At 62.7% G+C, this 26,127-nt stretch carries 22 protein-coding genes and 1 tRNA gene; 12 read left to right on the plus strand and 11 right to left on the minus strand.

Features of this window, described 5'->3' with window-relative positions:
• Positions 1-4: 4 nt before the first annotated feature.
• Positions 5-1,051 carry a hypothetical protein gene (locus AC1DLT_RS08350; RefSeq protein ID WP_477486435.1) on the plus strand — a complete coding sequence of 349 codons (1,047 nt, stop codon included), beginning with the start codon at positions 5-7 and terminating at the stop codon, positions 1,049-1,051.
• Positions 1,052-1,192: 141 nt separating this feature from the next.
• The gene (locus AC1DLT_RS08355; protein WP_477486436.1) at positions 1,193-2,953 is read left to right on the plus strand and encodes a hypothetical protein; all 1,761 of its coding nucleotides are present in this window, start codon (positions 1,193-1,195) and stop codon (positions 2,951-2,953) included.
• A gap of 77 nt (positions 2,954-3,030) precedes the next feature.
• Here the strand turns inward: AC1DLT_RS08355 and rpsA are convergent, their stop codons facing one another.
• Positions 3,031-4,737, minus strand: a complete 1,707-nt coding sequence (gene rpsA, locus AC1DLT_RS08360) for a 30S ribosomal protein S1 (RefSeq protein WP_477486437.1) — start codon at positions 4,735-4,737, stop codon at positions 3,031-3,033.
• Between the two features lie 135 nt (positions 4,738-4,872).
• Positions 4,873-5,550 (minus strand): (d)CMP kinase, encoded by a 678-nt coding sequence (gene cmk / locus AC1DLT_RS08365; protein WP_477486438.1) that lies wholly within the window; start codon positions 5,548-5,550, stop codon positions 4,873-4,875.
• Between the two features lie 355 nt (positions 5,551-5,905).
• On the opposite strand from cmk, the gene AC1DLT_RS08370 reads away from it, so the two are divergent.
• Positions 5,906-6,295: a TIGR02300 family protein gene (locus tag AC1DLT_RS08370; protein ID WP_037080075.1), complete on the plus strand. Its 390-nt coding sequence runs from the start codon at positions 5,906-5,908 to the stop codon at positions 6,293-6,295.
• Positions 6,296-6,464: 169 nt separating this feature from the next.
• Positions 6,465-6,540: transfer RNA gene (locus AC1DLT_RS08375), tRNA-Ala, on the plus strand.
• Positions 6,541-6,608: 68 nt separating this feature from the next.
• Here the strand turns inward: AC1DLT_RS08375 and AC1DLT_RS08380 are convergent.
• The 3 genes from AC1DLT_RS08380 to AC1DLT_RS08390 all read right to left on the minus strand — a co-directional run bounded on the left by AC1DLT_RS08380 (position 6,609) and on the right by AC1DLT_RS08390 (position 11,168).
• Positions 6,609-7,451 (minus strand): DMT family transporter, encoded by an 843-nt coding sequence (locus AC1DLT_RS08380; protein WP_477486498.1) that lies wholly within the window; start codon positions 7,449-7,451, stop codon positions 6,609-6,611.
• Positions 7,452-7,522: 71 nt separating this feature from the next.
• A complete protein-coding gene (locus tag AC1DLT_RS08385; RefSeq protein ID WP_477486439.1) occupies positions 7,523-9,922 on the minus strand; it encodes a PIG-L family deacetylase in 2,400 nt (799 codons plus the stop codon).
• Between the two features lie 19 nt (positions 9,923-9,941).
• Positions 9,942-11,168 carry an ROK family protein gene (locus AC1DLT_RS08390; protein WP_477486440.1) on the minus strand — a complete coding sequence of 409 codons (1,227 nt, stop codon included), beginning with the start codon at positions 11,166-11,168 and terminating at the stop codon, positions 9,942-9,944.
• A gap of 249 nt (positions 11,169-11,417) precedes the next feature.
• On the opposite strand from AC1DLT_RS08390, the gene AC1DLT_RS08395 reads away from it, so the two are divergent.
• From AC1DLT_RS08395 to AC1DLT_RS08420, 6 genes are read left to right on the plus strand one after another with little or no spacing between them, the layout of a single operon-like run.
• A complete protein-coding gene (locus AC1DLT_RS08395) occupies positions 11,418-12,683 on the plus strand; it encodes an extracellular solute-binding protein (protein WP_477486441.1) in 1,266 nt (421 codons plus the stop codon).
• Between the two features lie 15 nt (positions 12,684-12,698).
• Positions 12,699-13,652, plus strand: a complete 954-nt coding sequence (locus AC1DLT_RS08400) for a carbohydrate ABC transporter permease (RefSeq protein WP_477486442.1) — start codon at positions 12,699-12,701, stop codon at positions 13,650-13,652.
• Complete coding sequence (locus AC1DLT_RS08405) at positions 13,649-14,491, plus strand: carbohydrate ABC transporter permease (protein ID WP_477486443.1); 843 nt, start codon at positions 13,649-13,651, stop codon at positions 14,489-14,491. The genes AC1DLT_RS08400 and AC1DLT_RS08405 overlap by 4 nt, the downstream gene beginning before the upstream one ends.
• A gap of 15 nt (positions 14,492-14,506) precedes the next feature.
• Positions 14,507-16,021, plus strand: a complete 1,515-nt coding sequence (argH, locus tag AC1DLT_RS08410; RefSeq protein WP_477486444.1) for an argininosuccinate lyase — start codon at positions 14,507-14,509, stop codon at positions 16,019-16,021.
• The gene (locus tag AC1DLT_RS08415; RefSeq protein ID WP_477486445.1) at positions 16,021-17,061 is read left to right on the plus strand and encodes an ABC transporter ATP-binding protein; all 1,041 of its coding nucleotides are present in this window, start codon (positions 16,021-16,023) and stop codon (positions 17,059-17,061) included. Before argH ends, AC1DLT_RS08415 begins: the two co-directional genes overlap by 1 nt.
• On the plus strand, positions 17,058-17,957 hold the full coding sequence (locus AC1DLT_RS08420) for a carbohydrate kinase family protein (protein ID WP_477486446.1): 900 nt from the start codon (positions 17,058-17,060) through the stop codon (positions 17,955-17,957). The genes AC1DLT_RS08415 and AC1DLT_RS08420 overlap by 4 nt, the downstream gene beginning before the upstream one ends.
• Before the next feature lie 2 nt (positions 17,958-17,959).
• On the opposite strand, the gene AC1DLT_RS08425 is transcribed toward AC1DLT_RS08420, so the two are convergent.
• From AC1DLT_RS08425 to AC1DLT_RS08450, 6 genes are all read right to left on the minus strand, one after another.
• The gene (locus tag AC1DLT_RS08425) at positions 17,960-18,961 is read right to left on the minus strand and encodes an ABC transporter ATP-binding protein (protein ID WP_477486447.1); all 1,002 of its coding nucleotides are present in this window, start codon (positions 18,959-18,961) and stop codon (positions 17,960-17,962) included.
• A 27-nt stretch (positions 18,962-18,988) separates the two neighbouring features.
• Positions 18,989-20,053 carry a Gfo/Idh/MocA family protein gene (locus AC1DLT_RS08430; protein ID WP_477486448.1) on the minus strand — a complete coding sequence of 355 codons (1,065 nt, stop codon included), beginning with the start codon at positions 20,051-20,053 and terminating at the stop codon, positions 18,989-18,991.
• Complete coding sequence (locus AC1DLT_RS08435) at positions 20,050-20,889, minus strand: carbohydrate ABC transporter permease (RefSeq protein ID WP_038547796.1); 840 nt, start codon at positions 20,887-20,889, stop codon at positions 20,050-20,052. Before AC1DLT_RS08435 ends, AC1DLT_RS08430 begins: the two co-directional genes overlap by 4 nt.
• A gap of 14 nt (positions 20,890-20,903) precedes the next feature.
• Positions 20,904-21,839, minus strand: coding sequence for a carbohydrate ABC transporter permease (locus AC1DLT_RS08440; RefSeq protein WP_477486449.1), 936 nt, complete (start codon positions 21,837-21,839; stop codon positions 20,904-20,906).
• Between the two features lie 207 nt (positions 21,840-22,046).
• The gene (locus AC1DLT_RS08445) at positions 22,047-23,315 is read right to left on the minus strand and encodes an ABC transporter substrate-binding protein (protein ID WP_247031935.1); all 1,269 of its coding nucleotides are present in this window, start codon (positions 23,313-23,315) and stop codon (positions 22,047-22,049) included.
• Between the two features lie 26 nt (positions 23,316-23,341).
• Positions 23,342-24,256 (minus strand): N-acetylmuramic acid 6-phosphate etherase, encoded by a 915-nt coding sequence (locus AC1DLT_RS08450; RefSeq protein ID WP_477486450.1) that lies wholly within the window; start codon positions 24,254-24,256, stop codon positions 23,342-23,344.
• A gap of 208 nt (positions 24,257-24,464) precedes the next feature.
• On the opposite strand from AC1DLT_RS08450, the gene AC1DLT_RS08455 reads away from it, so the two are divergent.
• Both AC1DLT_RS08455 and AC1DLT_RS08460 read left to right on the plus strand, forming a co-directional pair.
• Entirely contained in the window at positions 24,465-25,352 is an 888-nt protein-coding gene (locus tag AC1DLT_RS08455) for a glucosamine kinase nucleotide-binding domain-containing protein (protein ID WP_477486451.1), read from the plus strand.
• Complete coding sequence (locus tag AC1DLT_RS08460) at positions 25,349-26,113, plus strand: GntR family transcriptional regulator (protein ID WP_046600428.1); 765 nt, start codon at positions 25,349-25,351, stop codon at positions 26,111-26,113. The genes AC1DLT_RS08455 and AC1DLT_RS08460 overlap by 4 nt, the downstream gene beginning before the upstream one ends.
• Positions 26,114-26,127 lie beyond the last annotated feature (14 nt).

Here is a 26,127-nt window from a genome sequence, read left to right on the forward strand (position 1 = left end):
GGCCATGTTGCTTCCTACCCAGCAGACTTATGGGCTTGCCGCGACCAACATGATGCAGTCGATGCTCGACGGCATCGAGGAACAGCGCAAGAAAGACGAAGAGCAGCGGACCGGCAAGAAGAGCGATCCGGTTGTCGAAGCACGGATCAGCGCCAGCGAAGACGCCCGGCGCGCCCGCGACAAGATCGCCTCCGCCCTTTTCAGCGTCAACAAAACCGACCCCAACGAATTGAAGATCGAGCTCGTCGATCGCCTGGCGATCAAGCTCGGCATCGATACCGATGAGGCGCGCTCCTCCTACAAGCTCGGGAAAGCGCTGGAAGATGCGCTGAAGGAGATGATGCCGGACGAGGTCGGCAAACTCGCCGAAGACCTCGGCCTCGACGACATCGGCATCTCCATGGACACGCTGCTCGCGGCGATCAAGAACCCCTACGGCGACGACAACCAGCGCTTGATGGACGGCCTCAACCGCAAGGCCAATGGCGGCAAGCTCGATACGGAAGTCGAGCGCGTCGTGCAGCGGCTCGAAGACGTCGCCGATCCGAAGACGCTCGAAGAACTGAAGCTCGGTCCGCAGGGCTACGATCCGACCCGTGTCGAAGATGCCGAGACGCGCGCCGAGCGCCAGGACGACATCGCTGCGGCGGAGGCCGGCAAGAAGCTCGAGGACGTTCAGAAGGTTCAGGACGTCATCGAGAAGACGAATGACAAGGCGACAGCCGCGCCGACTGCCGATGGCGCCGGCGATACGCCGGCCGTCGACGACACCGCGCTGCTGGCCCTCTTCGCCGCGGCGGCCGAGCAGGTCGCCAATACCGATACGGACACTGCGGGCGACAGCCTCGTCTCTGACGATCAATCCGCCAAGGGCGACTCCGTCACCGATGAGGTCCGGGCAGACAATGAAGCGCCGACCAATGAAATGGCGGCGAGTGCAATCGAGGAGCTTTCCGCCGACAACGCCGAAAAATCCCAGGCCGACATCGTATCGGTGCGGGTGGACGAAATCGGCATTTATGAATTGTTGAAGAAGAAGTTGGCTGCGTGATCCTGCAATAACCCTCACTCTCCCCTCATCTGCATCGCAATGGATCATTTTCGCTGACCTGTCAGCGAAAACGGGAATGCGTTAGCGAGTTGTTAACCTTTTTGCCCCACAGTCATCCTGTGTATCGGCACTGGCGACGCCATGAGGCGTTCCGGTCGCAACGCCGTATCGTTGCGAAAAGACAAGAACCCTTCGGCCGAGCTGTCCTATCGTCTCTATCAGACATTGGAGCGGACGATGCTGCCGCCGGTTCGTACCAGTTCATTCGTCGACTACCAGACACCTTCGCAGCAACCGATGCTGCGTCAGCGGATCGACGTGGCCAATGCCGCGGCGAGCAGCGGGTTGATCGGTTCCTCGCCAATGTCGGCGGGGCGGCTGGATATCCTTTCGCTCTCGGCGCAGCTTCATCTCGCCCAGGGATTTTCCATCTTCGCCGAGACCATCGGCCGGCTGATCAAGGTGCCGCGCCGCGAGGGCGAAGCGTTGGCGGATTACGCCCAGCGCCTCTCGGATGCGGTCAAGGCGATGAACCCCACCGAAAGAGCGGCTCTCGAACGGACGCTCAACCAGCTCGTCAAGGGTATTTCGCTGCGTCTGCTCGTGGAAATCCTCAACAATCCCGCAAGTCCGGAAGCCGCCCGCATCGCCATACAGCTGGAGACCGCGCAGCTGCTCGACCGCGACCTCGCCGCCAAGGCTGTCGTCAGCTCCTATCGGCAGAATGCCGGAGCGGAACAGGCGCCGAGCCCGTTGCCACAGCCAGCGAATGCCGCGCCATCCGGAGCGCCTTCAGAAACCGTGCCCGCGGCGGCGGCTGAGGCGGAGGCCATGCTGACCGGCGACGAAGCCGCGCTCGGCGGAGCTTCGCCACAGACGATTGCCGCAGAAGCAGCTACGCAGGATGCAGAAGCAGCGCCCGTTGCGGCGACAACTTCCGGCGCCGCTCAGAATCCGGCCATGCTTTCCGCCGAGTTCGAAGCCTTGCCCGGTCCCATCGACGAAAATACGTCGCAGGTAAGCGCCGAAACAGATCCGGACGCCGCACCTGTCTCGGCATCCGCGCAGGAAGCGGCCGAAGTCGCCGAGAGCGAAACCCCGGAGCTTGCTGCCGTGCGGACCGAAGATGCGCCGGAGAGCACATCTGCGGCGCATGCCAACGAAGGTCGGCAGATCGCGAGTGCCGTTCCAGGCGATCGGCGCGGCTCTCAACCCGTCTTTTATGATGGGCCGGCGCTGGCCCGGCTTTCCCAGCGCGGCCTCGAACAGCAAGGCGGCGCGCGTGCGCTCAATACGGAGAAGATGGCGAACGGCGCGACGACCATATGGCTTGCGGACGTGCTTGCCGACGCCACCAGCGACCTTCTCGACAGCCTGCCGGTTGCGGCTAAACAATTGCCGGAACAACAGGCGCTGCAGCAGTTGACCGACAAGGAGCTTGTCGGAAAATCGGCCCTGCAGGCAAGCGAGGCAGCGGGCGCCGCCATGGCAAAGCCTGCGCGGCCGGCCATCGACGAACCGTCAAGCACCGGTTCAACGGGCCGTGCAGGTGGTACTTCCGCGAATGCAGCCGGCCCGTCTACGGGTGCGACGGAAGTCGCCGAACAGCTTGCTCTCCCGATCGCCCTGCCGCCGATGTTTCGGGAAGGCGTCGCCCTGCCCTATGTCGCCTATCCACCGGAAGAACGTGAGCGGGACCCGGAGGAGCGCAAGACGAAGGCGATCTCCAAGACCGATGAGGACGGCGAACAGCAGCATTCCGCCGGCGAGCAGGCGTTCAGCGAAGAACGCCCGGATGACGGCGACGGCCAGGAAGACCACGGGGACGATGTTTCGAAGGAAGCTACCGAAGACGCGGATCGGGCGAACGACCTCTATTGGCGCATGGCCGGCTGGACCTGATTTCGATCCGTAAAAACTGCGCATGAAAAAACCGCCGGACTTCCATCCGGCGGTTTTCGATTTCTAAAAGGCGTCGATTACTCGTTGTTGCCGCGGTTCTTCAGAGCCGCGCCGAGGATGTCGCCGAGCGAAGCGCCAGAGTCGGACGAACCGAACTGAGCGACTGCTTCCTTCTCTTCTGCGATCTCCAGAGCCTTGATCGACAGCATGACCTTGCGGTCCTTCTTGGAGAAGTTGACGATGCGGGCATCGAAGACCTGACCAACCGAGAAACGCTCCGGACGCTGATCGTCGCGATCGCGTGCCAGGTCGTTGCGGCGGATGAAGGAGGTGATGTCTTCGTGGTTGACGAGACGAACCTCTACACCACCATCGTTGACGGCGATGACTTCGCACGAGACGACGGCGTTCTTGCGCAGTTCGCCGGAAGCAGCGGCGTCGCCGACCGAGTCCTTGCCGAGCTGCTTGATGCCGAGCGAGATGCGCTCCTTGTCGACGTCCACATCGAGAACGACAGCCTTGACGACGTCGCCCTTGTTGAACTCCTCGATGACCTGTTCGCCCGGACGGTTCCAGTCGAGGTCGGAGAGGTGGACCATGCCGTCAACATCGCCTTCGAGGCCGATGAACAGGCCGAATTCGGTCTTGTTCTTGACTTCGCCTTCGACTTCAGTGCCGGCCGGATGGCTGTAGGCAAATGCCTGCCACGGATTTTCGAGCGTCTGCTTCAGGCCAAGCGAGATACGGCGCTTGGACGGATCGACTTCGAGAACGACCACGTCAACATCCTGCGTCGTGGACAGGATCTTGCCGGGATGAACGTTCTTCTTGGTCCAGGACATTTCGGAAATGTGGATGAGGCCTTCGATGCCCGGCTCCAGCTCGACGAACGCACCGTAGTCGGTGATGTTCGTGACGGTACCGGAAATCTTCTTGCCGACCGGATACTTGGCGGCAATGCCATCCCACGGATCCGACTCGAGCTGCTTCATGCCGAGCGAGATACGGTGGGTTTCCTGGTTGATGCGGATGATCTGTACCTTGACCTGCTGGCCGATGGACAGGATTTCCGACGGATGGTTCACACGGCGCCATGCCATGTCGGTGACGTGCAGCAGGCCGTCGATGCCGCCGAGGTCAACGAACGCACCGTAATCGGTGATGTTCTTGACGACGCCGTCAACAACCTGGCCTTCTTCGAGGTTCTGAACGATTTCAGAACGCTGCTCGGCGCGGGACTCTTCGAGAACCGTGCGGCGCGAAACCACGATATTGCCGCGGCGCTTGTCCATCTTGAGGATTTCGAAGGGCTGCGGGTTATGCATGAGCGGAGTGACGTCGCGGATCGGACGGATGTCGACCTGGCTACGCGGCAGGAAGGCAACAGCGCCGTCGAGATCGACGGTGAAGCCACCCTTGACCTGGTTGAAGATGACGCCTTCGACGCGCTCGCCAGCTTCGAACTTGAGTTCGAGCTTGACCCAGCTTTCTTCGCGGCGAGCCTTCTCGCGCGACAGAACTGCTTCGCCCAGCGCGTTTTCGATGCGCTCGACATAGACTTCGACTTCGTCGCCGACCTTCAGCGAACCGTCCTTGCCCTTGGCACCGAATTCCTTGAGCGCGATGCGACCTTCGACCTTGAGGCCGACGTCAACGACGGCCATGTCCTTTTCGATCCCGGTGACGATGCCCTTTGTGACATAGCCTTCCGCCAGATCGTTGGAAGCGAAGGATTCTTCGAGAAGGGCTGCGAAGTCCTCCCGCGTGGGGTTAGATACTGCCATGAAATCTCCTGAGGTACCCGATACGGGCCCATACAGCGCCGGTGGTTCGTGTTGCACATGCCCAAAAGTTCGGGTCCGCCTCCCTCATCGGAATGATCCGGGGGAGGCAATCCGGCGCGGGGACCGAACCTCGGGCTATTCTATTTCGCTATTCTCACTCGATTGTCTCTTCAGGGCGGCGTCGATGATGGACTTCGCTGCCCGAAACGCGGCCTCTATACTCATTTCCGAGGTATCAAGCAAGTGCGCATCGTCGGCGGGCTTCAGAGGACTATCGGACCGGCCCATGTCGCGTTCGTCGCGTTTCTTCACGTCTGCGAAGATCGCACCGTAATCCGCCTCGCCGCCCTTGCCGACGATCTCATCGTAACGGCGCCGCGCACGCACATCCGCAGACGCGGTGACATAGAGCTTCACCGGAGCATCGGGACAGACGACAGTACCGATATCCCGGCCGTCGAGCACCGTTCCCGGCTGCCTCAGGGAAAAGGCACGCTGCGCCTCGACCAGAGCCCGGCGGACCGACGGCATGACCGCGATCTTCGAGGCCGCCTCACCGATCGCATGCGCGGACAATATATCGCGATCGAGGCCGGCCAGTTCAACCTCACGGGCCATCTTCCCGGCGACCTTCTCGTCGTCGAGCGGCAGGCCTGCATCGAGCAGCGCCTTGGCGGTGGCGCGATAGGTCAACCCGGTGTCGAGATGATGAAAACCATAGGCGTCGGCGATCAGCCGCGACAGCGTGCCCTTGCCGGCGGCTGCGGGACCGTCGATGGCGATGACGATTGCTGGCTTGGACGTCAAACTCATGCTTCCCGAATCGCCCCGGGTGTGACCCGCAGACCGATCGGATAGGTCCCGATCAGCGCATGCTGAGTTCCGAGATCCTTTTCGCGAAAATGCGGCGGCTGGCACATGTTTTTCAACCTCTTGTCGCTTCCGCCCGGAGAGACGGCAGGCCGGCCCTTTGCGGTAAAATTTTCCCGTCGTCACTAACATAAAGCCTGCCACCGGTCACCGTATTCGCTCTTATGAGGTCCATGAAAAGTTTGTCTTTGACATCAAAGAGCGCAGGCCTTATGGGGACCGGCTTAGATTTTCACCCTATAAGGCCGCTGTCCAAGCGGCGCGCCGAAATATTCGGCCATCTCATGAGGCTCTGACTGTGGCAAAAGCGGAACTCGGAACCAAGCGGACCGACCCCGATACCGGCAAGAAATTCTACGACCTGAACCGCGATCCGGTCGTTTCCCCCTATTCCGGCAAATCCTGGCCGCTGTCCTTCTTCGAGGAGCACAGCGCCGCCAAGAAGATGGAACAGGCCGAGGAAGAAGACGTCCAAGAAGTCGATACCGAAAATCCGGAAGTCGAACTCGTATCGCTCGAAGAGGGCGACGAGGCAGCCAGCGGCGACGATATCCCGGATATCGGCGATGACGACGATGTCGATATCGGCGATGACGACGACGATACCTTCCTGGAAGCCGACGAAGATGAAGACGACGACGACATGTCGGGCATCATCGGCGTGACCGGCGACGACGACGAAGTCTGATCCGATATCCAAGTTAAGGCCCGGCAATTCAATAAAAATTGCCGGGCGCACAAAATACGGCTTGCACTCTCCGTAAACCGGAAGTAATAAGCCGCCACTCCAACGGGGCAGCGCTCAACAAGCGTCCTGCGGGAGTTCCCAGGACCGGAAAATACCGGACCACCCTGATGGGGCTATAGCTCAGCTGGGAGAGCGCTTGCATGGCATGCAAGAGGTCAGCGGTTCGATCCCGCTTAGCTCCACCAAATTTCCTTCGAGACACATAAAGATCGACCGGCCGGAACGCCTGCTCGGCGTTTGCGCTATATCGCCATCAAAGTCGGACGCGGCCGCGGCGGCGGTCGAGCCAGGCGGCGCCTTGCAGTGCGGCCAGGATGATCAGCACGCCGATCACCACCCTCACCTCAGGCACCTCGCCAAAGAAGACGTAGCCGGTGACGGTGACGAAGACGATCGAGAGGTAACCGACGGGCGCGAGCACGCTGGCATCGGCGATCCGATAGGCGCGCAGGAAACAATATTGGCCGAGTTGGGCGAGGAAGCCGATGCCGAGCAGCGGGATCCAGTCGAAGGGCATGACCGGTTTCCAGGTGAAGACGGCGGGCACGGCGGTGATGACGGCGAGCCCGACCGTGTAGAAGACCATCATGACGGTGGTGTTCTCGTCCTTCAGCGCCCGGGTCTGGATGATCGCCAGCGACCCGAAGACGACCGAAACCAGCACAACGATCACCTCGATATCGAAGCTCGATGTGCCGGGCGCCATGACGATCAGTACGCCGATGAAGGCGAGGCCGGCGCCGAGCCAGCGGATGCGGCTCACCGTCTCGCCGAGCATCGCGACCGCCATCGCCATGGTGATCAGCGGCCGGGAGAACCCGACCGCATTGACCATCGCGAGCGGCAGCATGGTGATGGCAAGGAAATTGCTGGTGAGCGCGATCGCATTGCAGGAGATGCGAAAGATATTCCGCCACGGATGTTTGACCCGGCGCATCTCGGCGCGATGCCGCCAGATCAGCGGCAGGATGAACAGGAGCCCGATCATCGCCCGGATGAAGACGAGCTGGAAGGCCGGATAGGTCGCTCCCTGCGCCTTCACCAGCGCCGTCATGCCGCCGGAGACCAGCGTCATGTCGAGAAGCAGCCAGCCGATGCCGGTGCGGGCGTTTGAGGCCCGCTCCCGGTCGGTCTCCTCGCCTTCCGATTCGGGGACTGCCTCCGTGCTCACGCCGGCTGCACGAGGTTCGCCATCAGCCGGAAGGCGCCGGGCACGAGCTTGTCGAGCTGGTGATGCAGCACGAGGCTGGTATGGGTGTGTCGGCCGCGGCCGATGGCAGCGGAGATCAGCGCGCCCTTGAGCGGCTGTTCGTTGGCATCGTGCATGGCCAGAAGCGGCTCATAGGCGTCATCCCAGCGGGAGACGAAATAGAGGCCGCGCTCCTTGTCCCATCCCTGCCAGTCTTCGGGGCCGATGACGTTCGGCCCTTTAAGCAGCATATGGTCTGGCGCCAGCACGGTGACTTCGGCCTTCGGATCGGTCACGCGCCAGCGCAGCGACGGCGAGCCGATCTCGATGCGGCGGACCGGGGTCTCGTCCGGATCCCAGCCATCGGTCGGACGGTGATACAGGGTCACGAGGTGGCCGCCCTCCTCCACGAAGCGATGCAGGCGCTCGGTGGCGGCGGCAAGATCCTTGCGGATGCCGAAGGCGAAGATGCCGACGACGATCGTGGTGAAGCGCGACAGATCACCGGATAGCGCCTGGGCGTCGAGTTCGGTGACGTCGAGGTCCATGCGGGCGAGCCACAGGCCGACGCGGTCGGCACCGGCGCCGACGTAACCGATCCGCGCGCCCTCGGGCAGCTTGAGGTCAACCGACAGGATTTTCAGCGTGGCGGGGGCGCGAAAACTGGTGCGGCCGATATGCCGGTAGGCGATCGGCGTGACCTGGAAGGCCGGGTGGCCATCGATCTGCGGTTCGATCTCGACGATGCCGGGCTTGGCCGCATCGGTCGGAGAGGCAATCCAGCCGTCGTCGGTCTTCTTCACTACCCAGCCTGGAGGCGTCTTGAAGGAGACCGGTGCGTTGGCGCCGGCAACATTGGCCTTGATCGGCCATTCGGTCTGCTTTGTGCCGAGCGGCACGAGCAACGCATCCGGCAGGGTCAACGACTGGGCGGGCGTCACCGCAAACGGCTCTTCGAGATCGAAAGCGGCGGTGGCAATCCGCCCGCCGATCTCGGCCGAAACCTCCATATGCGCATGGCCGTTGCCGCCGAGCGCCGACCATGCAGGCAGATAGAGGCTCGAGAGCGGTGCATCCGCTGCCGCGGTCAACGACAGCACGCGGTCGCCCGCAAGCGACTGAACGGAAGACGAGACGCCCGCCGGCAGGACGGAGCGGATACCCACCCAATGATCCGACGCGCCTTCACCGAGCTCCACGGTGAGGGTGGCGGAACCTCCGGGTGAGATGACGGAGGGATCGGCATAGGCGCGTTCGAAGATCGCAGCCGCCTCTATGATCGCGGCATCGACTTCCCGTTGCTTGCGGGCGATCCGATGACCATGCAGTTCCTGGAAACGCGGGGTCGCGGTGGTCGCAACCGTATCCAGCCATCCGGCGACTTCGGTCAGCGCCTCGATCATCGCATCGCGGTCCGGGAAGGCTGCGATGGCCACGGAAATGGCGGCGTCAGCGGACCGCAGAGCTTCCGCGATATTGGCGGTCAGGTCAGGCATATCCGCAAGCAGCGCGAGCGATGCGGGCAGATTTTCCAGAACGGATCGCTCGGCATGCGAGCCGGTGGCGGAGAGCTTCAGGTGCAACTGCCAGTCCTTCTCCGGACGCTTCGGCCAGTGACCCATGCCCTGGGAGGCATGGTAATAACGCGACCATTCGCCGATCCGGTCATAGTCCGCGCCGGTGGCGGGATCGCGCCCCTCGGCCACAACCGTCACGGTCGTGTCCGGCGGCGGGACTTCGTCGTCATAGGTATCGCCGCCGCCTGACCAGGCCGGCAGGTAATATTTGGCTACCTTCCAGGGCTTCAGGCCCTCGGTGAAATGTTCAGGGTAGGCATTGGGGTCGGCTGCGAGCGTGATCGCCGTCTCGGCGGCCCGGGTCATGGCCCGGTGGTGGCCGTGCTGGCCGGGGACGTCGAGGAAGGTCGGGATGACGATATCCGGGCGTTCCATGCGGTAGGCGCGCACCAGCCGCTCCACCGTGCGGGCCTCACCCCAGCGGGTGAAGGTGGCGTCGCCATCCTTGGAAAAGCCGAAATCGTGGACCGGGTCGGCCGGGCCGTGGCCGAGCCAGGAGACGTCGCCGTCGATCGCGCGGGCCGCCTCTTCCAACTCGCGGGAGCGTATCAGCCCAAGCGGGCCGAGACGTTCGGGGCCGAGCGCGTTCTGGCCGCCCTCGCCGCGTGTCGAGCAGGCGATTATGACGCGCATGCCGAGACCGAGGCGGAACCAGGCGAGCATGCCGTTCTGCTCGTCGTCGGGGTGGGCGCCGGTGTTCATCATCGTGACCGCCGACTTCAGCCGCGAAAGCTTGCGGTGGAGCCGGACGAGCGAGGGATCGGCCATCTGCCGTTCGATGCGTTCGCGGGCGGTCAGCATGAAAACTCTCCTCAATATGTCATGCGGGAATATCGGCAAGCGCGGCAAGCGAGGTTTCCAGCTTGGGCGTCACCATGTCGAAAAGCGGAAGGGCGGCAGCACCGAGCGCTGCCGTCAATTGTCCCGTCTTGCCGCGCAGCACGCGGGGCAGATCGCGCTGCCTGCGGCTCGCGACCGAGGTGGGCAGGTTGCCCATGCGAGCGACGATGTCCTCGATGATCGCATCCGGCAGCGCACCGCCGAGGATGACGGTCTGCGGATCGAGGATGTTTTCGAGCATGGCGACCATCGGGCCGAGATAGGTCGCCGCCTCGTCGATCCATTCCTCGACGACCGGGTGGCGATCCGCATGCAGCGTCTCGAGATCGGAAAACTCGGTGTCGGAAATACCGACGCAGCTCAGTTTTTCCTTCAGCACATAGGCGGAGACATAACCTTCCAGGCAGCCGAGTTGGCCGCAGGAGGGGCAGGGCCTGCCCTTCGGCACGACGGTAACATGGCCGATTTCCCCGGCATTGCCGAAGGCGCCGCGATAGGGCGCGCCGTCCTGGATGATACCGAGGCCGATACCGACGCCGAAATAGATCATGCAGAAATTCGAGATCGCCAGACCCGCACCGAACAGCCGCTCGCCGACGGCCGCCGCCGTCGCGTCGTTTTCGACGATCACCGCATGGCCGCAGGCTTCACTGAGCGCCTGGGCGGCGTCAAGGCCTGCCCAGCCCGGCAGCGTCGTCGGGCCGACCGAGGTCATGCCGTCGATCTCGAACGGACCGGGCATGACGACGCCGGTGCCGAGCAGCTTTGCGCCGACCAGTTCGGTGACGGCGGCAAGCTCCGCGGCAAATGCGGAAAGGATATGCCCGGGAGTGGTATCCTTAAGCGGCGTAATGCGCTTTGCCCGCAGCCCGCCGGACAGATCGAGCGCCACCGTCACCATATGGTCGGCGGCGATTTCGACGCCGATGGTGGCGCCGCCTTCCGGGTTAACAGCAAACTGGATCGGCGGCTGTCCGCGGCCGGATTTCAGCCGGCCCATTTCCATCAGCAGCCCCTCGCCCGCCAGTTCGTCGACGATATTGGCAACGGCCTGGGGCGTCAGCTGCGTCAGCTTGGCAATATGGGCGCGGCCGAGCGAGCCGTGGCGGCGCACCACGTCCAGCACGACGCGGCGGTTGTGTTCGCGGCTGCGTTCGGGGTTCTTGCCGATAGCCACCGGGTGTGTGCCGATCGTGTGTATGGTCATTTCGCCCACCTTCGGTTGGCAGAATTCATAACGCCGGGAAGCGGCATGCCGCAATAGAATAATTCAAGTAAATTATCTTATTGACAAACGACCCCACTCAGGAAAGCGTAAGGGCAGGGCTGGGGCATAGCGCCGCAGCACGTCAAAGGGAGGCTCGCCTCCCGAAAACCAATAAACGCGTCGGGCTGCAGGTCGCATCCGAATGCAGGGAACAATCAGACCCCAAGACCGGTGCACCCGGCGGGGCAAATGGAGGCTCACATGCGCAAGGCAACTTTGTTCGCCGGTCTCGTCGCCGGTTTCAGCACATTCGCATTCAATGCCGCACAAGCGGTCGAAATCGAATACTGGCAGTATGTCTTCGAGACGCGTGTGAAGGCGATGGACCAGCTCATCACCGAGTTCCAGAAGGCCAATCCGGGCATCACGGTCAAGCAGGTCACCTTCCCCTATGCCGACTACCAGACGCGTGTGATCGCCGCCAACATGGCCGGCAACGGCCCCGACGTCATGCAGCTGTTCTACGGCTGGCTCGACAAGTTCGTCGCCGGCGGCCTCCTCGCTCCGCTTCCGAAGGAAGCCTTCCCGCAAGCCAAGATCGAAAGCGAGTTCTTCCCGATCGTCAAGGCTATGAAGCGCGGCGACGATTATTACGGCCTGCCGACCGCCGTGCGCTCACTCGCCCTGTTCTACAACAAGAAGCTCTTCACCGAGGCCGGCCTCGACCCGAACAACCCGCCGAAGACGCTCGACGAATATGTCGCCGCCGCCCAGAAGATCGCCAAGCGCGACGCTTCCGGCAACCTCATCGTCGAAGGTTCGACACTCGACATGGCCGGCCAGGACCACCAGTGGTGGCGTGAAGTGCTGATCCGCCAGTTCGGCGGCGTGCCCTATACCGACAACGACCAGAAGGTTGCCTATAACAGCGAAGCCGGCATCAAGGCGTTGAAGTTCTACACCAGCCTACAGCTCGAAAAGAAGATCGGCGCCGCCGGCTTCATGGACGAAGGCCAGGCGGCGTTCCGCGGCGGCAAGGCCGGCATGACCATCGACGGCACCTTCCGCCTCGGCGCCTTCAAGAGCATCAAGGACTTCGAATGGGGCGTGACCGAACTGCCGGCCAATGCTCAAGGCGTGCGCTCCAACTATGCCAGCTATTTCGCCAACGGCATCAGCGCCAAGGCGAAGGGCGAAAAGCTCGAAGCCTCCAAGAAATTCCTGGCCTACATCACCTCGCCGGCGGCCATGGATATCTGGCTGAAGACCGTCGGCGAACTGCCGGCGCTCCGTTCCGCAGCGTTGACCGAAACCAACCTGAAGGACCCGATCTACGCACCGTTCCTGAAGGGTCTGGAATACGCTCACACCACGCTGTTCATGGATGAGCAGGGCCAGCGCCAGAACGCCATCGACATGGCAAACCGCGTGCTGCTGCAGGGTCAGTCGGTCGAGGACTCGATCAAACAGGCGGCCGCGGCCGAGCAGGAAATCATCGACGCGGCCAAGCCGTAAGATACGGAGCCGGTCATGGCAGCGATTGAACAGCAGGGGGCGGCGTCCGGCCGCCCCGGCGGATCTCCAGGGACATCCTTTGGCGACCGCTTTTCCATGCGCACGCGGCGCCTCGTCTGGGTCTGGAGTTTCCTTGCCCTGCCGATCCTCTTCTACGCGATCATCCGCTTTTATCCGACGTTCCAGGCCTTCTACCTGTCGTTTACCAACTGGGACCTGCTGCGGCCGGCGAAATTCATCGGGTTCGCCAACTATATCAAGCTCTTCAAGGACCCGCAGTTCTGGAAGGTGTTCAAGAACACGTTCACCTATCTGATCATCGGCACGCCGATCAGTCTCGTCACCGCGTTTACGATCGCCCTCTTTCTCGATCGCGTCCGCTTCATGCACAGTTTCATCCGGGCGCTGTATTTCCTGCCGTTCCTGACGACGGCTGCGGCCATGGCCTGGGTCTGGCGCTGGTTCTACCAGCCCCCGCCGATCGGCGTCATCAACGACGTGTTCAGCATGCTCGGCATTCCGCAGCAGCCGTTCATCCGCTCGACCGACCAGGCGCTGTTCTCGATCATGGTGACGGCGATCTGGGCCGGTCTCGGCTTCCAGATCATCATCTTCATGGCCGGTCTGCGTGCCATTCCGGGCACATTCTACGAAGCCGCGCGCATCGACGGTCTCGGCGAATGGGCGATCCTGCGCAAAATCACGCTGCCGCTCCTGAAACCTACCACCGTCTTCCTCGTGGTGTTCTCCTCGATCGGCTTCCTGCGCATCTTCGACCAGGTCTACAACATGACCACCAACGATCCCGGCGGACCGCTTGGATCGACCAAGCCGCTGGTTCTGATGATCTACCAGACCGCCTTCAACTCCTATGCGATGGGTTATGCCGCGGCGCAGACGGTGGTGCTGTTCACCATCCTCTTGATCGTATCGCTACTGCAGCTCTGGATCCTGAGGGAAAAGAAATGAGCGAAGCCACTCGCCTCAGCCATGGCAGGGTCCGTCCCGGCCTGATCGTCACCTGGACCATCCTGTTCATCGGCGGCCTGATCATGGTGTCGCCGATCGCCTTCATGTTTTCGACCTCGCTGAAGACCCCCGACCAGATCTACGACCTGCGCCTTATTCCCGCCGCGCCGACGGTTGCGAACTATATCGCGGTGCTCGCCGACGGGCGGTTCATGCGCTGGTTCCTCAATTCGACGCTGATCGCCGTCATCGTCACCCTGTCGAACTGCTTCTTCGACAGCCTTGTCGGCTATACGCTGGCGAAGTTCGAGTTCCGCGGCCGTTATTTCATCTTCCTCGCGATCCTTTCGACCCTCATGATCCCGACCGAGATGCTGGTCATCCCGTGGTACCTGATGTCGAGCCAGCTTGGCTGGCTGGACAGCTACTGGGGTATCATGTTCCCCGGCATGATGACGGCCTTCGGCACCTTCCTGATGAAGCAGTTCTTCGAAACCGTGCCGAACGACTTCATCGAGGCGGCGCGCGTCGACGGGCTCAACGAATTCCAGATCTGGTGGAAAGTGGCGCTGCCGCTGGTGACGCCGGCGCTTTCGGCGCTTGCGATCTTCACCTTCCTCGGCAACTGGACGGCGTTCTTCTGGCCGCTGATCGTCACCACCAGCAAGGAACTCTATACGCTGCCGGTCGGGCTTTCGAGCTTCGCGGTCGAGCAGTCCATCCAGTGGGAAATGATCATGACGGGGGCTGCGATCGCCACCCTTCCCACCCTTCTCGTCTTCCTCGTCCTGCAGCGCTACATCGTCCGCGGTGTGATGCTGGCGGGCCTAAAGGGATAATGCAAGGATAACACCATGGCGGACATCAACCCGCGCCTTTCCGACACCAGCAAGTTCCCCGATCCAGTCTACAAGGAAACCGTGCTCCGGCCGCTTTTCGACGGCGCCAAGAGCCACCATGTGGACGGTTTCCGCCGAATCGACCGGGCGCATCTCGTGATGCTGGTCGAGACCGGAATCCTCGACAAGGAAATCGCGTCCAAGATTGCCGGCGCATTGGAGGCGATCGACACGGAAATCGATCCGTCGACACTCGTCTATACCGGCGAGGTCGAGGACTTCTTCTTCCTGATCGAAAAGGAGCTGAAGGCCCGCATCGGCGTCGATATCGCCGGACGCCTGCACACCGCCCGGTCGCGTAACGACATCGACCACACGCTCTTCAAGCTCGGGCTGAAGGACAAGATCGATGCGCTGATGGGCAAGGCTAGGCTGCTGCTGGCCGCGATGGTCGATGCCGCCGAGCGCAACAAGACGACCCTGATCGTCGCCTATACGCATGGCCAGCCGGCCCAGCCGACGACGTTCGGCCACTACTTGTCGGCCGCGATCGAAATTCTGATCCGCGATATCGAGCGGTTTGCCGAAGCCCGCAAGATCGTTGATCTTTCACCCATGGGGGCGGCGGCGATCACGACGTCCGGTTTTCCGATCGACCGCGCCCGCGTGGCCCACCTCCTCGGCTTCTCGGCACCGCTTCGCAATTCCTACAGCTGCATCGCCTCGGTCGACTACACGACCTCGACCTATTCGGCGATCGAGTTGATGTTCCTGCATCTCGGCCGCCTGATCCAGGATTTCCAGTTCTGGACGAGCTTCGAAGTCGGCCAGATCTACGTGCCGAACGCGCTGGTGCAGATCTCCTCGATCATGCCGCAGAAGCGCAATCCGGTGCCGATCGAGCATCTGCGCCATCTCGCCAGCCAGACGATGGGCCGCGCCCGCACCGTTCTCGACGTGATGCACAACACGCCCTTCACCGACATGAACGACAGCGAAGGCGAGACTCAAAGCATGGGCTACGAGGCCTTCGCTTCCGCCTCCCGCGTGCTCGACCTGCTCGCGGCGCTGATTGCCCAGATCAGTATCGATCCGGAGCGTGTCGACCAGAATATCCGCCGGTCCTGCATCACCATTACCGAGCTTGCCGACTCGCTGGTGCGCATCGAAGGGCTTTCGTTCCGCGAGGCGCATGAGATTGCCGCAGCGACGGCAAGGAGCGTCGTCGCGTCGAAGGGCGACCTTCCGAATGACGGCTACGAGCCCTTCCTCAAGGCCTTCGAACATTCGGCCGGCCGCAAGCCTTCCGTCGACCTCCAGAAGTTCAAGGAGATCGTTTCGCCCGAACATTTCGTCGCCGTGCGCGCCCGTTTCGGCGGTCCCGCGCCAGAGCCTATGAACGCCGCGATATCTGCCTATCGCGACAAGCTTGCCGCCTTCGAAGCCGAAGCCAAGAAGGCTGCGGACCATGAGGCGAAGGCAGCAACTGAGCTGAACCAGAAATTCACCGCCCTGACGGGAGCCCGCTGATGGCGACGATCGAACTTGAAAAACTGGTGAAGCGCTACGGCAAGGTCGAGGCCGTCAAGGGCATCGACCTCCAGATCGCCGACGGCGAATTCGTCGTCTTCGTCGGCCCTTCCGGCTGCGGCAAGTCGACGACGCTCCGGATGATCGCCGGCCTTGAGGAAATCTCCGGCGGCACGCTGAAGATCGGCTCGGAGGTGGTCAACGAGCGCGAGCCGAAGCAGCGCAACATCGCCATGGTATTCCAGAACTATGCGATCTATCCGCATATGACCGTGCGCCAGAATATCGGTTTCGGCCTTTATACCTCGAAGCTCAGCAAGGCCGAGAAGGACAAGCGGATCGAGGAGGCCGGCAAGATCCTCGGCCTCGGAGCCCTGCTTGACCGCCGCCCGGCCGCCCTTTCCGGCGGGCAGCGCCAGCGCGTCGCGATCGGCCGCGCCATGGTGCGCGATCCCTCCGCCTTCCTGTTCGACGAGCCCCTTTCCAACCTCGACGCCCAACTTCGTGCGCAGATGCGCATCGAAATCAAGCGGCTGCATCAAAAGCTGAAGACCACGACCGTCTACGTCACCCACGACCAGATCGAGGCCATGACCATGGCCGACCGTATCGTGGTGATGAAGGACGGCGTGATCCTGCAGGTCGGCACGCCTTCGGAACTCTATGACAGCCCGGTCGACGTATTCACCGCCCGCTTCATCGGCAGCCCGTCGATGAACCTCGTGCGCGGCCGTCGCACCGCTTCGGGTGCGGTAATGGCGCCTGTTGGCGATATCCTGATCGGCGTGCGCCCGCATGACCTGATTGCCCATGCGACCGTTACCGGTGGAAGCGGCTTCACGGTGACCGGAACGGTCTCGGCCGTCGAGCCGTTGGGACCGGAAACGCTGGTGCATCTGGACGTAGCCGACACCCCAATCATCGCCACCGTGCGCGAAAAATTCGTGCCGACTGTCGGAAGCACGCTCACCTGCGAAGCCGCTCCCGGCGACCTCTACCTCTTCGATGCCAGCACAGAGAGATTTCTGGGCCGTTCATGATGACGCATGCAGAGAAAAGATCCGCGGTGCTCAGCATCGGGCGGATCTATTGCGACCTGATTTTCACGGGCCTCGGCCACCTGCCGGTACTCGGGCGTGAGATTTATGCCAGCGGCATGGAGATCGCCGCCGGCGGCGGCGCCTTCATCGCGGCCGCCCATCTTGCCCATGCGGGCCGCAAGGTGGCGCTTGCCGCCCGGCTCGGCACGGATTCGCTGTCGACCGGCGTCGAGGAGCAGATCCGCGACAGCGGCGTCGACCTGCGGTTCATCGAACATGCGGACGATGCCGGACCGCAGGTGACGGTCGCGGCCGTGGTCGGCCAGGACCGCGCCTTCCTCACCCGCCGCGCCGGGCCTGCCCTGCCCGAGACACTCGACACCGCGCTCGACTGGGACGAAGCCCGCCACCTGCACATCGCCGAATATGCGACCCTGCACGAGATCCCGGATCTCGTTTCCCGCGCCAAGGAAAAGGGTCTGACCGTGTCGCTCGATCCGAGCTGGGATGCGACGCTGATCTATGACCGCGGCCTGCTGCGGGCCTGCGAGGGCGTCGATCTCTTCCTGCCCAATCTGGAAGAAGCGGAAGCAATTACCGGTTCGGCCGATCCTGAAGCCGCGCTCGCCAAGCTGTCGCCGGCCTTTCCGCTGGTCCTCCTGAAGGGCGGTGCCAAGGGCGCCTGGGCGATGTCGAACGGCCGGATGCTGCATGCGCCGGCGGAGACCGTGCCTGTGGTCGACACGACCGGCGCCGGCGACGCCTTTAATGCCGGCTTTATCGATGCCTGGCTGAACGAGGCATCGGAAGAAGCCTGCCTCAAGGCAGGCATCCGGTTCGGCAGCCGCGCCGTCCAGGCGGCCGGCGGCGCCAAGCTGCTCGCGAGCGGCGATTAACCTCAAACGATGGCGCGGTCGTTGGCGTCGAAGCGGTGCAGGCTTGCCCTGTCCGGCGTCGCGAACACCACGTCGTCGGGCGCATAGGCGTGCTCGCCGAACAGGCGGACAGTCAGAAGGCCGGTCGCTTCCGTTTCCAGGTAGACGATCGTGTCGGCACCGAGATGTTCGACATGGATGACCTTGCCCTTCCAGTCGCCGCTTTCGCGGGACAGGGCGATGTGTTCAGGGCGAACGCCGATCGTCTTGGCGCCGGTTTGGCTGAGCTTTTCGGCGGGGATGAAATTCATCTGCGGCGAGCCGATAAAGCCGGCGACGAAGACGTTGGCCGGCTTGTTATAGAGTTCCATCGGCGAGCCGACCTGCTCGATTGCACCGGCATTCAGCACGACGATCTTGTCGGCCAGCGTCATTGCCTCGACCTGGTCGTGGGTGACGTAGATCATCGTCGCCTTGAGCCGCCGGTGCAGGCCGGCGATTTCCAGGCGGGTCTGGACGCGCAGCGCCGCATCGAGGTTCGACAGCGGTTCGTCGAACAGGAAGAGTTTCGGTTCGCGGACGATGGCGCGGCCGATCGCGACGCGCTGGCGCTGGCCGCCGGAAAGCTCGGCCGGGCGGCGGGCGAGATAGGGGTCGAGCGACAGCATGCCGGACGCCTTGGCGACGCGGGTGTCGATCTCTGCCTTTTCGGTGCCGGCCTGCTTGAGGCCGAGGCCCATATTGTCCTTGACCGTCAGATGCGGGTAAAGCGCGTAGGACTGGAAGACCATGGCGATGCCGCGCTTGGCAGGCGGTGTATTGATGACTTCCGCGCCATCGATCCTGACGCTGCCGCTGGTCGCATCTTCAAGGCCGGCGATGACCCTGAGCAGCGTGGACTTGCCGCAGCCCGAGGGACCGACGAATATCACGAACTCGCCGTCCCGGACCTCGAGATCTATGCCTTTCAGCACCTCGTGAGGACCGAAGGCCTTGCGGATGGATTTCAGTTGAAGCGAACCCAAGGGCGTTTTCCTTAATAAACCGAGCTTTTAGAGGCGGACGGGTGCGCCGGTGCGCACGCTTTCGTCCGCCGCAAGGCAGATGCGCAGCGACTGGACGGCGTCGTCCATGTGCCGGGTGAGATCGATATCTTCGCGGATGGCTTTCAGCACATAGGCCTGTTCGAGATCGCAGAGTTTCTGGTGATCCGGCTCCCCGGTCATGGCGAGATCCTCGTCGCGCCGGACGAACTGCCCGTCCGGGCCGGTCTCGGCCGAATGGACGCGGATGACCGAGGTCTTGGTGTGGGTGTCGATATCGTCGGACTTCGCCTTGGCGTCGACGAGGATAGACACCGAACCCTTCGGCGACATCACGTCCTTCACGAAGAAGGCCATTTCCGACATCATCGGACCCCAGCCGGCCTCGTACCAGCCGACCGAACCGTCTTCGAACAGAACCTGCATATGGCCGTAATTGTACATGTCCGGCGCGACCTCGTCGGTCATCCGCAGGCCCATACCCCGCACTTCGACGGCCCTGGCATCGGTGATCTGGCACCAGACATCGACATAATGGACGCCGCAATCGACGATCGGCGGGGTGGTCTGCATCAGCGCCTTGTGGACGTCCCATTTGGCGCCCGAGGACTGCTGGTTGAGATTCATGCGGAAGACGTAGGGGGGCCCAAGCTTTCGCGCTTCGGCGATCAACCGCATCCAGGAGGGATGGTGGCGGAGGATATAGCCGACCACGAGTTTGCGGCCGTGCTTCTTCGCTGCCGCGACGACCCGCTCGGCATCGGCAACCGTGGTCGCCAGCGGCTTTTCGACAAAGACGTCGCAGCCAGCCTCGAAAGCCATGACCGCATAGTCGGCGTGGGTATCGGAATAGGTGTTGATCGAGCAGAGATCCGGCCTGGTCTCGCGCAGCGCCTGTTCGAAATCGGTAAAAAGCGGATAGGCTTCGAGCCCGGCCGGCAGGTCGCGCCGCGAGCGGTTGACGAGGCCGACGATCTCGAAGCCCGGGTTATCGTGATAAGCGAGCGCGTGGCTCCTGCCCATGTTGCCGAGGCCGGCGACGAGGATACGGATGGGACGGGTGGACGAGGTCACTTGACGGCTCCGGAGGTGATGCCGCGGATCAGCTGCCGCGAGAAGATGACGTAAAGAACCATGACCGGCAGGATCGCCAGCGACAGGGCCGAGAGCACGGCGTTCCAGTTGGTGACGAACTGACCGATGAACATCTGGGCGCCCAGGGTCACTGTCTTGGTCGATTCGCCTGGCGCCAAGATCAGCGGGAACCAGAGGTCATTCCAGATCGGGATCATGGTAAAGACCGCGACCGTCGCCATGGCGGGGCGCACCAGCGGCAGGACGAGGCGGAAGAAAATCGCGTATTCGGACAGGCCGTCGATGCGGCCGGCGCTCTTCAGGTCGTCGGAGACGGTGCGCATGAATTCCGACAGGATGAAGATCGCCAGCGGCAACCCTTGAGCCGTGTAGACCAGGATCAGCGAGGTCAGCGTGTTGACGAGGCCGGCAGCGACCATGCCCTGCAGGATTGCGACCGTGCCAAGACGGATCGGGATCATGATGCCGAGGGCGAGATAGAGCCCCATCAGCGTGTTGCCGCGGAACCGGTATTCGGACAGCGCGAAGGCGGCCATGGCGCCGAACAGCAGGACGAGCGCGATCGAGGCGACAGTGACGATCAGGCTGTTCTGGAAATAACCGACGAAATCGCCCTGTTGCAGCACCGTCTGGTAGCCGATCAGACTGAACGTCGAGGGCGACGGCAGGGCCATCGGCGCGCTGAAGATCGCGCTGCGGCTCTTGAACGAATTAACCAGCGTCAGGAACACCGGAAACAGCGCGACCAGCGTATAGGCGATCAGCGCCAGGTGGATGAAGGCGGCGCGGACGGGGGCGGAGCGGGCTTTCGACATCGTTCAAGCTCCCTTCAGAACTGGTAGCGGCGCATGCGCCGCTGGATGACGAAAAGATAAAGCGCGACGCCGGCGAGGATGATCAGGAACATCACCGCGGCGATGGTGGCGCCCATGGAACGGTCGCCCATCTGGTTCTGGAAACCGAAGAAGGTGCGGTAAAGCAGCGTGCCGAGAATGTCGGTCGAGCCGTTGGGGCCGGCAAGCGCGCCCTGGACGGTGTAGACCAGGTCGAAGGCGTTGAAATTGCCGACGAAGGTCAGGACCGAGACGATACCGATCGACGGCAGGATCAGCGGCAGCTTGATCTTCCAGAATTGGCTCCAGCCGGTAGTGCCGTCACATTCGGCCGCTTCCAGCACTTCATCGGGGATGTTGAGCAGTGCCGCATAGATCAGCATCATCGGGATGCCGACATATTGCCAGACGGAGATCAGCGAGACGGCGATGAGCGCGGTTTCGGCCTTGCCGAGCCAGGGCGCAAAGGCCCATTTCAGGCCGACGAGATCCATCAGGCTCGGCGCGATCCCCCAGATCGGCGAGAGGATGAGCTTCCAGATGAAACCGACGATGACGAAGGAAAGCAGCGTCGGCACGAAGATCGCCGACCGGTAGAAGGCCGCGAACCGCAGGCCGGGCAGCGACAGCATGGCGGCAATCGCGATGCCGACCGGGTTCTGCACCAGCATGTGGATGATGAAGAAGATGACGTTGTTGCGCAGCGCGTTCCAGAAATCGGCGGAAAGACGCGGATCGCCGAACAGCACCTTGAAATTGCTGAGGCCGACGAAGGCGAGCTGGCCCTCAACGATGTTGAAGAGCGACAGACGCAACGTCTCGATCAGCGGCAGGATCATCACCGCCGTATAGACGAGGAAGGCCGGAGCCAGGAAAACGGCGATGTGCCAGCGGGTGGGGCGCTTCACCGGAACCGTTTCGATATCGCTCATGGTTTTGGGTTCCGGGTTAGAATCTCGAACTGAATTACGAAGGAGCCCCTCATCCGGCTGCCGCCACCTTCTCCCCGTCTCGACGGGGAGAAGGGATATGCCGCACCGTTTCCGTGCTTCAAAGGCATCGTGGGGCAAGTCCCCTCTCCCCGCAAGCGGGGAGAGGGTTAGGGTGAGGGGCAGTCTTCGATCGCCAGAGGCGGAGGCTTACTTCGCCGGCTTGTACCAGCTGTCGAGGCCCTTCTGGGTTTCGGCGGCGGCCTGTTCCGGGGTTTGCGTGCCGTTGATGACGTTGGCCGAGACACGCCACATTTCGAGGTCGAGGTTCGGCTGGCCGCGGCCGACGACGGCAGCGCTCGGGCGGATCGTCTGCTTGCAGTTCTGGCGCCAGGAGACGAATTCCTGGGCAAGCGCGTCCTGCATCTTCACCGGCGTCGAGTTCAGGCTGAAGAAGCCTGGTGCTGCGTTGGCATAAAGATCGGCAAATTCCGGCGAAGCGACCCAGGAAAGGAATTTCTTGGCGGCTTCGAGGTTCTTGCCCTTGGCGTTGAGGCCGATGCCGATGTCGTTATGGTCGGAAATGTAGCACGTATCGCCTGCCTTCTTTACCGGCGGCGGGAAGGCGCCCATCTCGAAATCGGCCTGCGCCTTGAACGGAGCGATTTCCCAGGAACCGGCCGGATAGATGGCGGCGCGTCCGAGCGTGAAGAGGTTCTGGCTGTCCGGATAAGTCTGGGCCTCGAAACCGTCGCCGAGATAAGGCTTCCACTTGGCGAGCGCCTTGTAGGGCTCGACCCAGTCGGCGTCGGTCAGCTTTTCCTTGCCTGCGATCAGTGCCTTGCGGCCGTCCTCGCCCTTCCAGTAGTTCGGGCCGATGTTGTAATAGCCCATGGTCGCCGCTTCCCACTGGTCCTTGGTACCCATGGCGAGCGGAATGTATTTGCCGTCCTTCTTGAATTTTTCGAGGACCGCGAAGAACTCGTCCTCGGTCTTCGGGATCTGGACGCCCACATCCGCAAAGGCTTTCTTGTTGTAGATGAAGCCGTGGATGACGGAAGCCATCGGCACGCAGAACGTGGTCTTGCCGTCGTCGGTGCTCCACGCGGACTTGCCGACGTCGGAGAAGTTGGAAATGCCCGGCAGGTCGTTCAGCGAGGCGAGCTGGCCCTTCTGGAACATGGCGAGCGACAGGTCGAACGGACGGCAGGTGATGAGGTCACCCGCAGTGCCTGCGTCGAGCTTGGCGTTGACGGCCGAATTATATTCGGTCGGCGCCATCGGGGCGAAGGTCACCTTGATGCCCGGGTTCTTGGCTTCGAAGGCGGGGATGATCTTCTTCTGCCAGATCGGCAGGTCGTCATTGCGCCAGCTCTCGATGGTGAGGTTAGCGGTCTGCGCGGATGCCCCGGTGGCGGCAAGGCCCGCCGGTGCGAGTACGGTCGTGGCAAAAAGAATGCTTTTCAATATGCGTGTCATGATGTTCTCCCTTTTATATGCGCCTTTCAGGCGCGTTTCATGGAACTCTTGGACGCCTGCAATTCGGCGAGCGCTGCGCGCAGCACATTGCCCGAACGGGCAAGCAAAATCTTTGCGGCTTCCACGTCGGCCGCGCCCGCAGCAAGCAGAACAGCGACCTTCACCGAACCTTCGGCGGTCTCGACCCAGATCCGGGCCTCATCGAAACCGATGCCGGCGATATCGGCCACCATGCGGGCGGCGCGGATGCGCAGCTTGCCGTTGTCGGCGCGCAGATTGACCATATGGCCGTCATGCACGTGACCGAGTTTGACGGCGGCAAGCGTCGACAGCATGTTGAAGGCAATCTTCTGGGCCGTGCCGGCACCCATGCGGGTGGAACCGGCGACGACTTCCGGCGGTGTTTCAAGCAGGATCGCCGCATCGGCGCCCTCGAACAGCCTTGCGCCGGCATTGTTGGCGATGGCCACGAGTTTTGCGCCGCGGCGTTTCGCGGTTTCGGCCACCGCCACCGTATAGGGTGTCGAACCGCTGGCGGAAACACAGATGACGCAATCGGCCGCCTCGATGATGTCGGCGTCACGCTCTCCAAGCGATGCATCGTCTTCGGGACCGCCGGGCAGATCGGCAATGGTGGGAACACCGCCGGCAAACAGGATGGCGATCCGCTCAGGCGGGATGCCGTATGTGCCAGGCAGTTCCATGGCATCGGCCATCGCCACGAGGCCGGCGCTGCCGGCGCCCGCGTAGACCACCTTGCCGCCGGATTTCAAAGCGGCGGCCATAAGATCGGCGGCCTTGGCGATCGCGGGGACGGCATGTTCGACAACCTTGGCTGCCGCCTGCTGGCCGGAGGCGAGAAGCATGAGGATTTCGGCGGGCGCGAGCGTATCGAGCCCTTCCGCTTTCCCATGTCTTGCCTCGGTGGCAGTTCTGCTCATCCGGTTTCTCCCTCTCATCCAAAATGATGCCAAAAAAATACCAATTGTCCAGAAGGAAAATTAACTTTTATGAACGGATCGATAACTTCGGCAAAAGTCCCGCAAAATATAGCCGTATAATCAACAGGATGAAACCTGCGACTTGAGATTTTTGAAATCATGCTTGGTTATTGGTACGTTTTTGGTATTATTCGGAGCGGAGGTACCCATGGCGGCCTATTTTATCGGAATCGATGGCGGCGGAACAAGCTGCCGCGTGGCACTTGCTGACGGAAACGGCGTGATCCTCGGCCGCGGCAAAAGCGGCGCTTCCAATATCCTGACCGACCCCGACACGGCCCTCAGGCATATCGCCGAGGCGTCCCGCCTCGCTTTTGCCGAAGCCGGGCTTGAGCCGGACCTTTCCGCCACATCCGCCGTGCTCGGCCTTGCGGGCAACAATGTCGGCGATGCGGTGAGTTACGTGCAGGCCCGGCTGCCTTTCAGGCACTCGGACATCGTTTCCGACGGCGTGATCGCGCTTCAGGGCGCGATCGGCGACGCGGACGGGGCGATCGGCATCGTCGGCACCGGGACGGTCTATATCGCCCGGCACCAGGGCCGGCTTCACTCGGTCGCCGGCTGGGGTTTCCAGGTGAGCGATCTCGGCAGCGGAGCACGGCTCGGCCAGCTCGCACTGCAGGAAAGCCTGCTCGCCTACGACAACATCCATCCGATGACAGGCCTGTCGAAGGCCATCCTCACCGAGTTCGACGGTAATCCGGAAAAGGTGGTCGATTTTGCGCGACTGGCGAAACCCGGAGATTTCGGGCGTCATACGCCTAAAGTGTTCGATTTTGCGCGGCAGGGCGACGCGGCGGCGATCCGCATCCTCAAGACCGGGGCAGCCGGCATCGACGAGGCGCTCGACGCCGTCAACGGGATCACCGGGGCCAAAGGCCGGCTCTGCCTGCTCGGCGGGCTTGCGCCCCTCTACCCCGAATATCTGGCCGAACGGCATCGCGCCCGGCTGTCCGAACCGCTTGCCGATGCGCTGACCGGGGCAGTGGCCCTTGCGGTCAAGACCTATGGGGCGCGGGCGGAGCTTCGCGCATGAACCAGACGCTCGCCGCCATCCTGCCGCTCGACGGCCTGCAATCGGCCGGCACCGGGCCGCTTTACCGAAAGCTGCGCCAGAGCCTGGAAGATGCGATCCGCACCGGCAAGCTCGGCCATGGCGACGCCCTGCCGGCCGAACGCGATCTCGCCGATTATGCCAATGTCAGCCGCGTCACGGTTCGCAAGGCCGTCGACGATCTCGTCAAGGACGGGTTGCTGACCCGCAAGCACGGCTCCGGCACTTTCGTGGTCAAGCCGATGTCGCGGGTCGAGCAACCGCTGACCCGGCTTACCTCGTTTACCGAGGACATGGCGCGACGCGGGCTGGTGACGCGATCCGAATGGCTGGAGCGCGGGCTTTTCCACCCTTCCCCCGAGGAGATGATGATGCTTGGTCTTGCGCCAGGAGAAAAGGTTGCGCGGCTCGGGCGCCTGCGCCTCGGCAACGACATGCCGCTTGCAATCGAACGCGCCAGCATTTCGGCCAATTTCCTGCCCGATCCTTCGGCGGTGACCAATTCGCTCTATGCGGAGCTCGGGAAAAAGGATGCCCGGCCGGTGCGCGCCATACAGCGGATATCGGCCTGCAACATGAAAAACCCGGATGCCGGGCTGCTGGCCGTGCCGGTCGGTTCCGCCGGGCTTTCGATCGAGCGGGTTTCCTATCTGGCGTCCGGCCGGGTGGTGGAGCTCACCCGCTCGCTCTATCGCGGCGATGCCTATGATTTCGTGGCCGAGCTCTCGCTCGGTGAAAACTGACCTTCGAGGACGAT

This window comes from Neorhizobium sp. 05N33 (genome assembly GCF_056397445.1).

What these genes read in the sequence shown, in the direction of transcription:
- rpsA (WP_477486437.1), bottom strand. Translation starts at nt 4,737, where the DNA reads ATGGCAGTATCTAACCCCACGCGGGAGGACTTCGCAGCCCTTCTCGAA.
- AC1DLT_RS08450 (WP_477486450.1), bottom strand. Translation starts at nt 24,256, where the DNA reads ATGAGCAGAACTGCCACCGAGGCAAGACATGGGAAAGCGGAAGGGCTC.
- AC1DLT_RS08390 (WP_477486440.1), bottom strand. Translation starts at nt 11,168, where the DNA reads ATGACCATACACACGATCGGCACACACCCGGTGGCTATCGGCAAGAAC.
- AC1DLT_RS08405 (WP_477486443.1), top strand. Translation starts at nt 13,649, where the DNA reads ATGAGCGAAGCCACTCGCCTCAGCCATGGCAGGGTCCGTCCCGGCCTG.
- AC1DLT_RS08455 (WP_477486451.1), top strand. Translation starts at nt 24,465, where the DNA reads ATGGCGGCCTATTTTATCGGAATCGATGGCGGCGGAACAAGCTGCCGC.
- AC1DLT_RS08435 (WP_038547796.1), bottom strand. Translation starts at nt 20,889, where the DNA reads ATGTCGAAAGCCCGCTCCGCCCCCGTCCGCGCCGCCTTCATCCACCTG.
- AC1DLT_RS08350 (WP_477486435.1), top strand. Translation starts at nt 5, where the DNA reads ATGTTGCTTCCTACCCAGCAGACTTATGGGCTTGCCGCGACCAACATG.
- AC1DLT_RS08440 (WP_477486449.1), bottom strand. Translation starts at nt 21,839, where the DNA reads ATGAGCGATATCGAAACGGTTCCGGTGAAGCGCCCCACCCGCTGGCAC.
- cmk (WP_477486438.1), bottom strand. Translation starts at nt 5,550, where the DNA reads ATGAGTTTGACGTCCAAGCCAGCAATCGTCATCGCCATCGACGGTCCC.
- AC1DLT_RS08355 (WP_477486436.1), top strand. Translation starts at nt 1,193, where the DNA reads ATGAGGCGTTCCGGTCGCAACGCCGTATCGTTGCGAAAAGACAAGAAC.
- AC1DLT_RS08460 (WP_046600428.1), top strand. Translation starts at nt 25,349, where the DNA reads ATGAACCAGACGCTCGCCGCCATCCTGCCGCTCGACGGCCTGCAATCG.
- AC1DLT_RS08385 (WP_477486439.1), bottom strand. Translation starts at nt 9,922, where the DNA reads ATGCTGACCGCCCGCGAACGCATCGAACGGCAGATGGCCGATCCCTCG.
- AC1DLT_RS08400 (WP_477486442.1), top strand. Translation starts at nt 12,699, where the DNA reads ATGGCAGCGATTGAACAGCAGGGGGCGGCGTCCGGCCGCCCCGGCGGA.
- AC1DLT_RS08415 (WP_477486445.1), top strand. Translation starts at nt 16,021, where the DNA reads ATGGCGACGATCGAACTTGAAAAACTGGTGAAGCGCTACGGCAAGGTC.
- AC1DLT_RS08395 (WP_477486441.1), top strand. Translation starts at nt 11,418, where the DNA reads ATGGAGGCTCACATGCGCAAGGCAACTTTGTTCGCCGGTCTCGTCGCC.
- AC1DLT_RS08445 (WP_247031935.1), bottom strand. Translation starts at nt 23,315, where the DNA reads ATGACACGCATATTGAAAAGCATTCTTTTTGCCACGACCGTACTCGCA.
- argH (WP_477486444.1), top strand. Translation starts at nt 14,507, where the DNA reads ATGGCGGACATCAACCCGCGCCTTTCCGACACCAGCAAGTTCCCCGAT.
- AC1DLT_RS08420 (WP_477486446.1), top strand. Translation starts at nt 17,058, where the DNA reads ATGATGACGCATGCAGAGAAAAGATCCGCGGTGCTCAGCATCGGGCGG.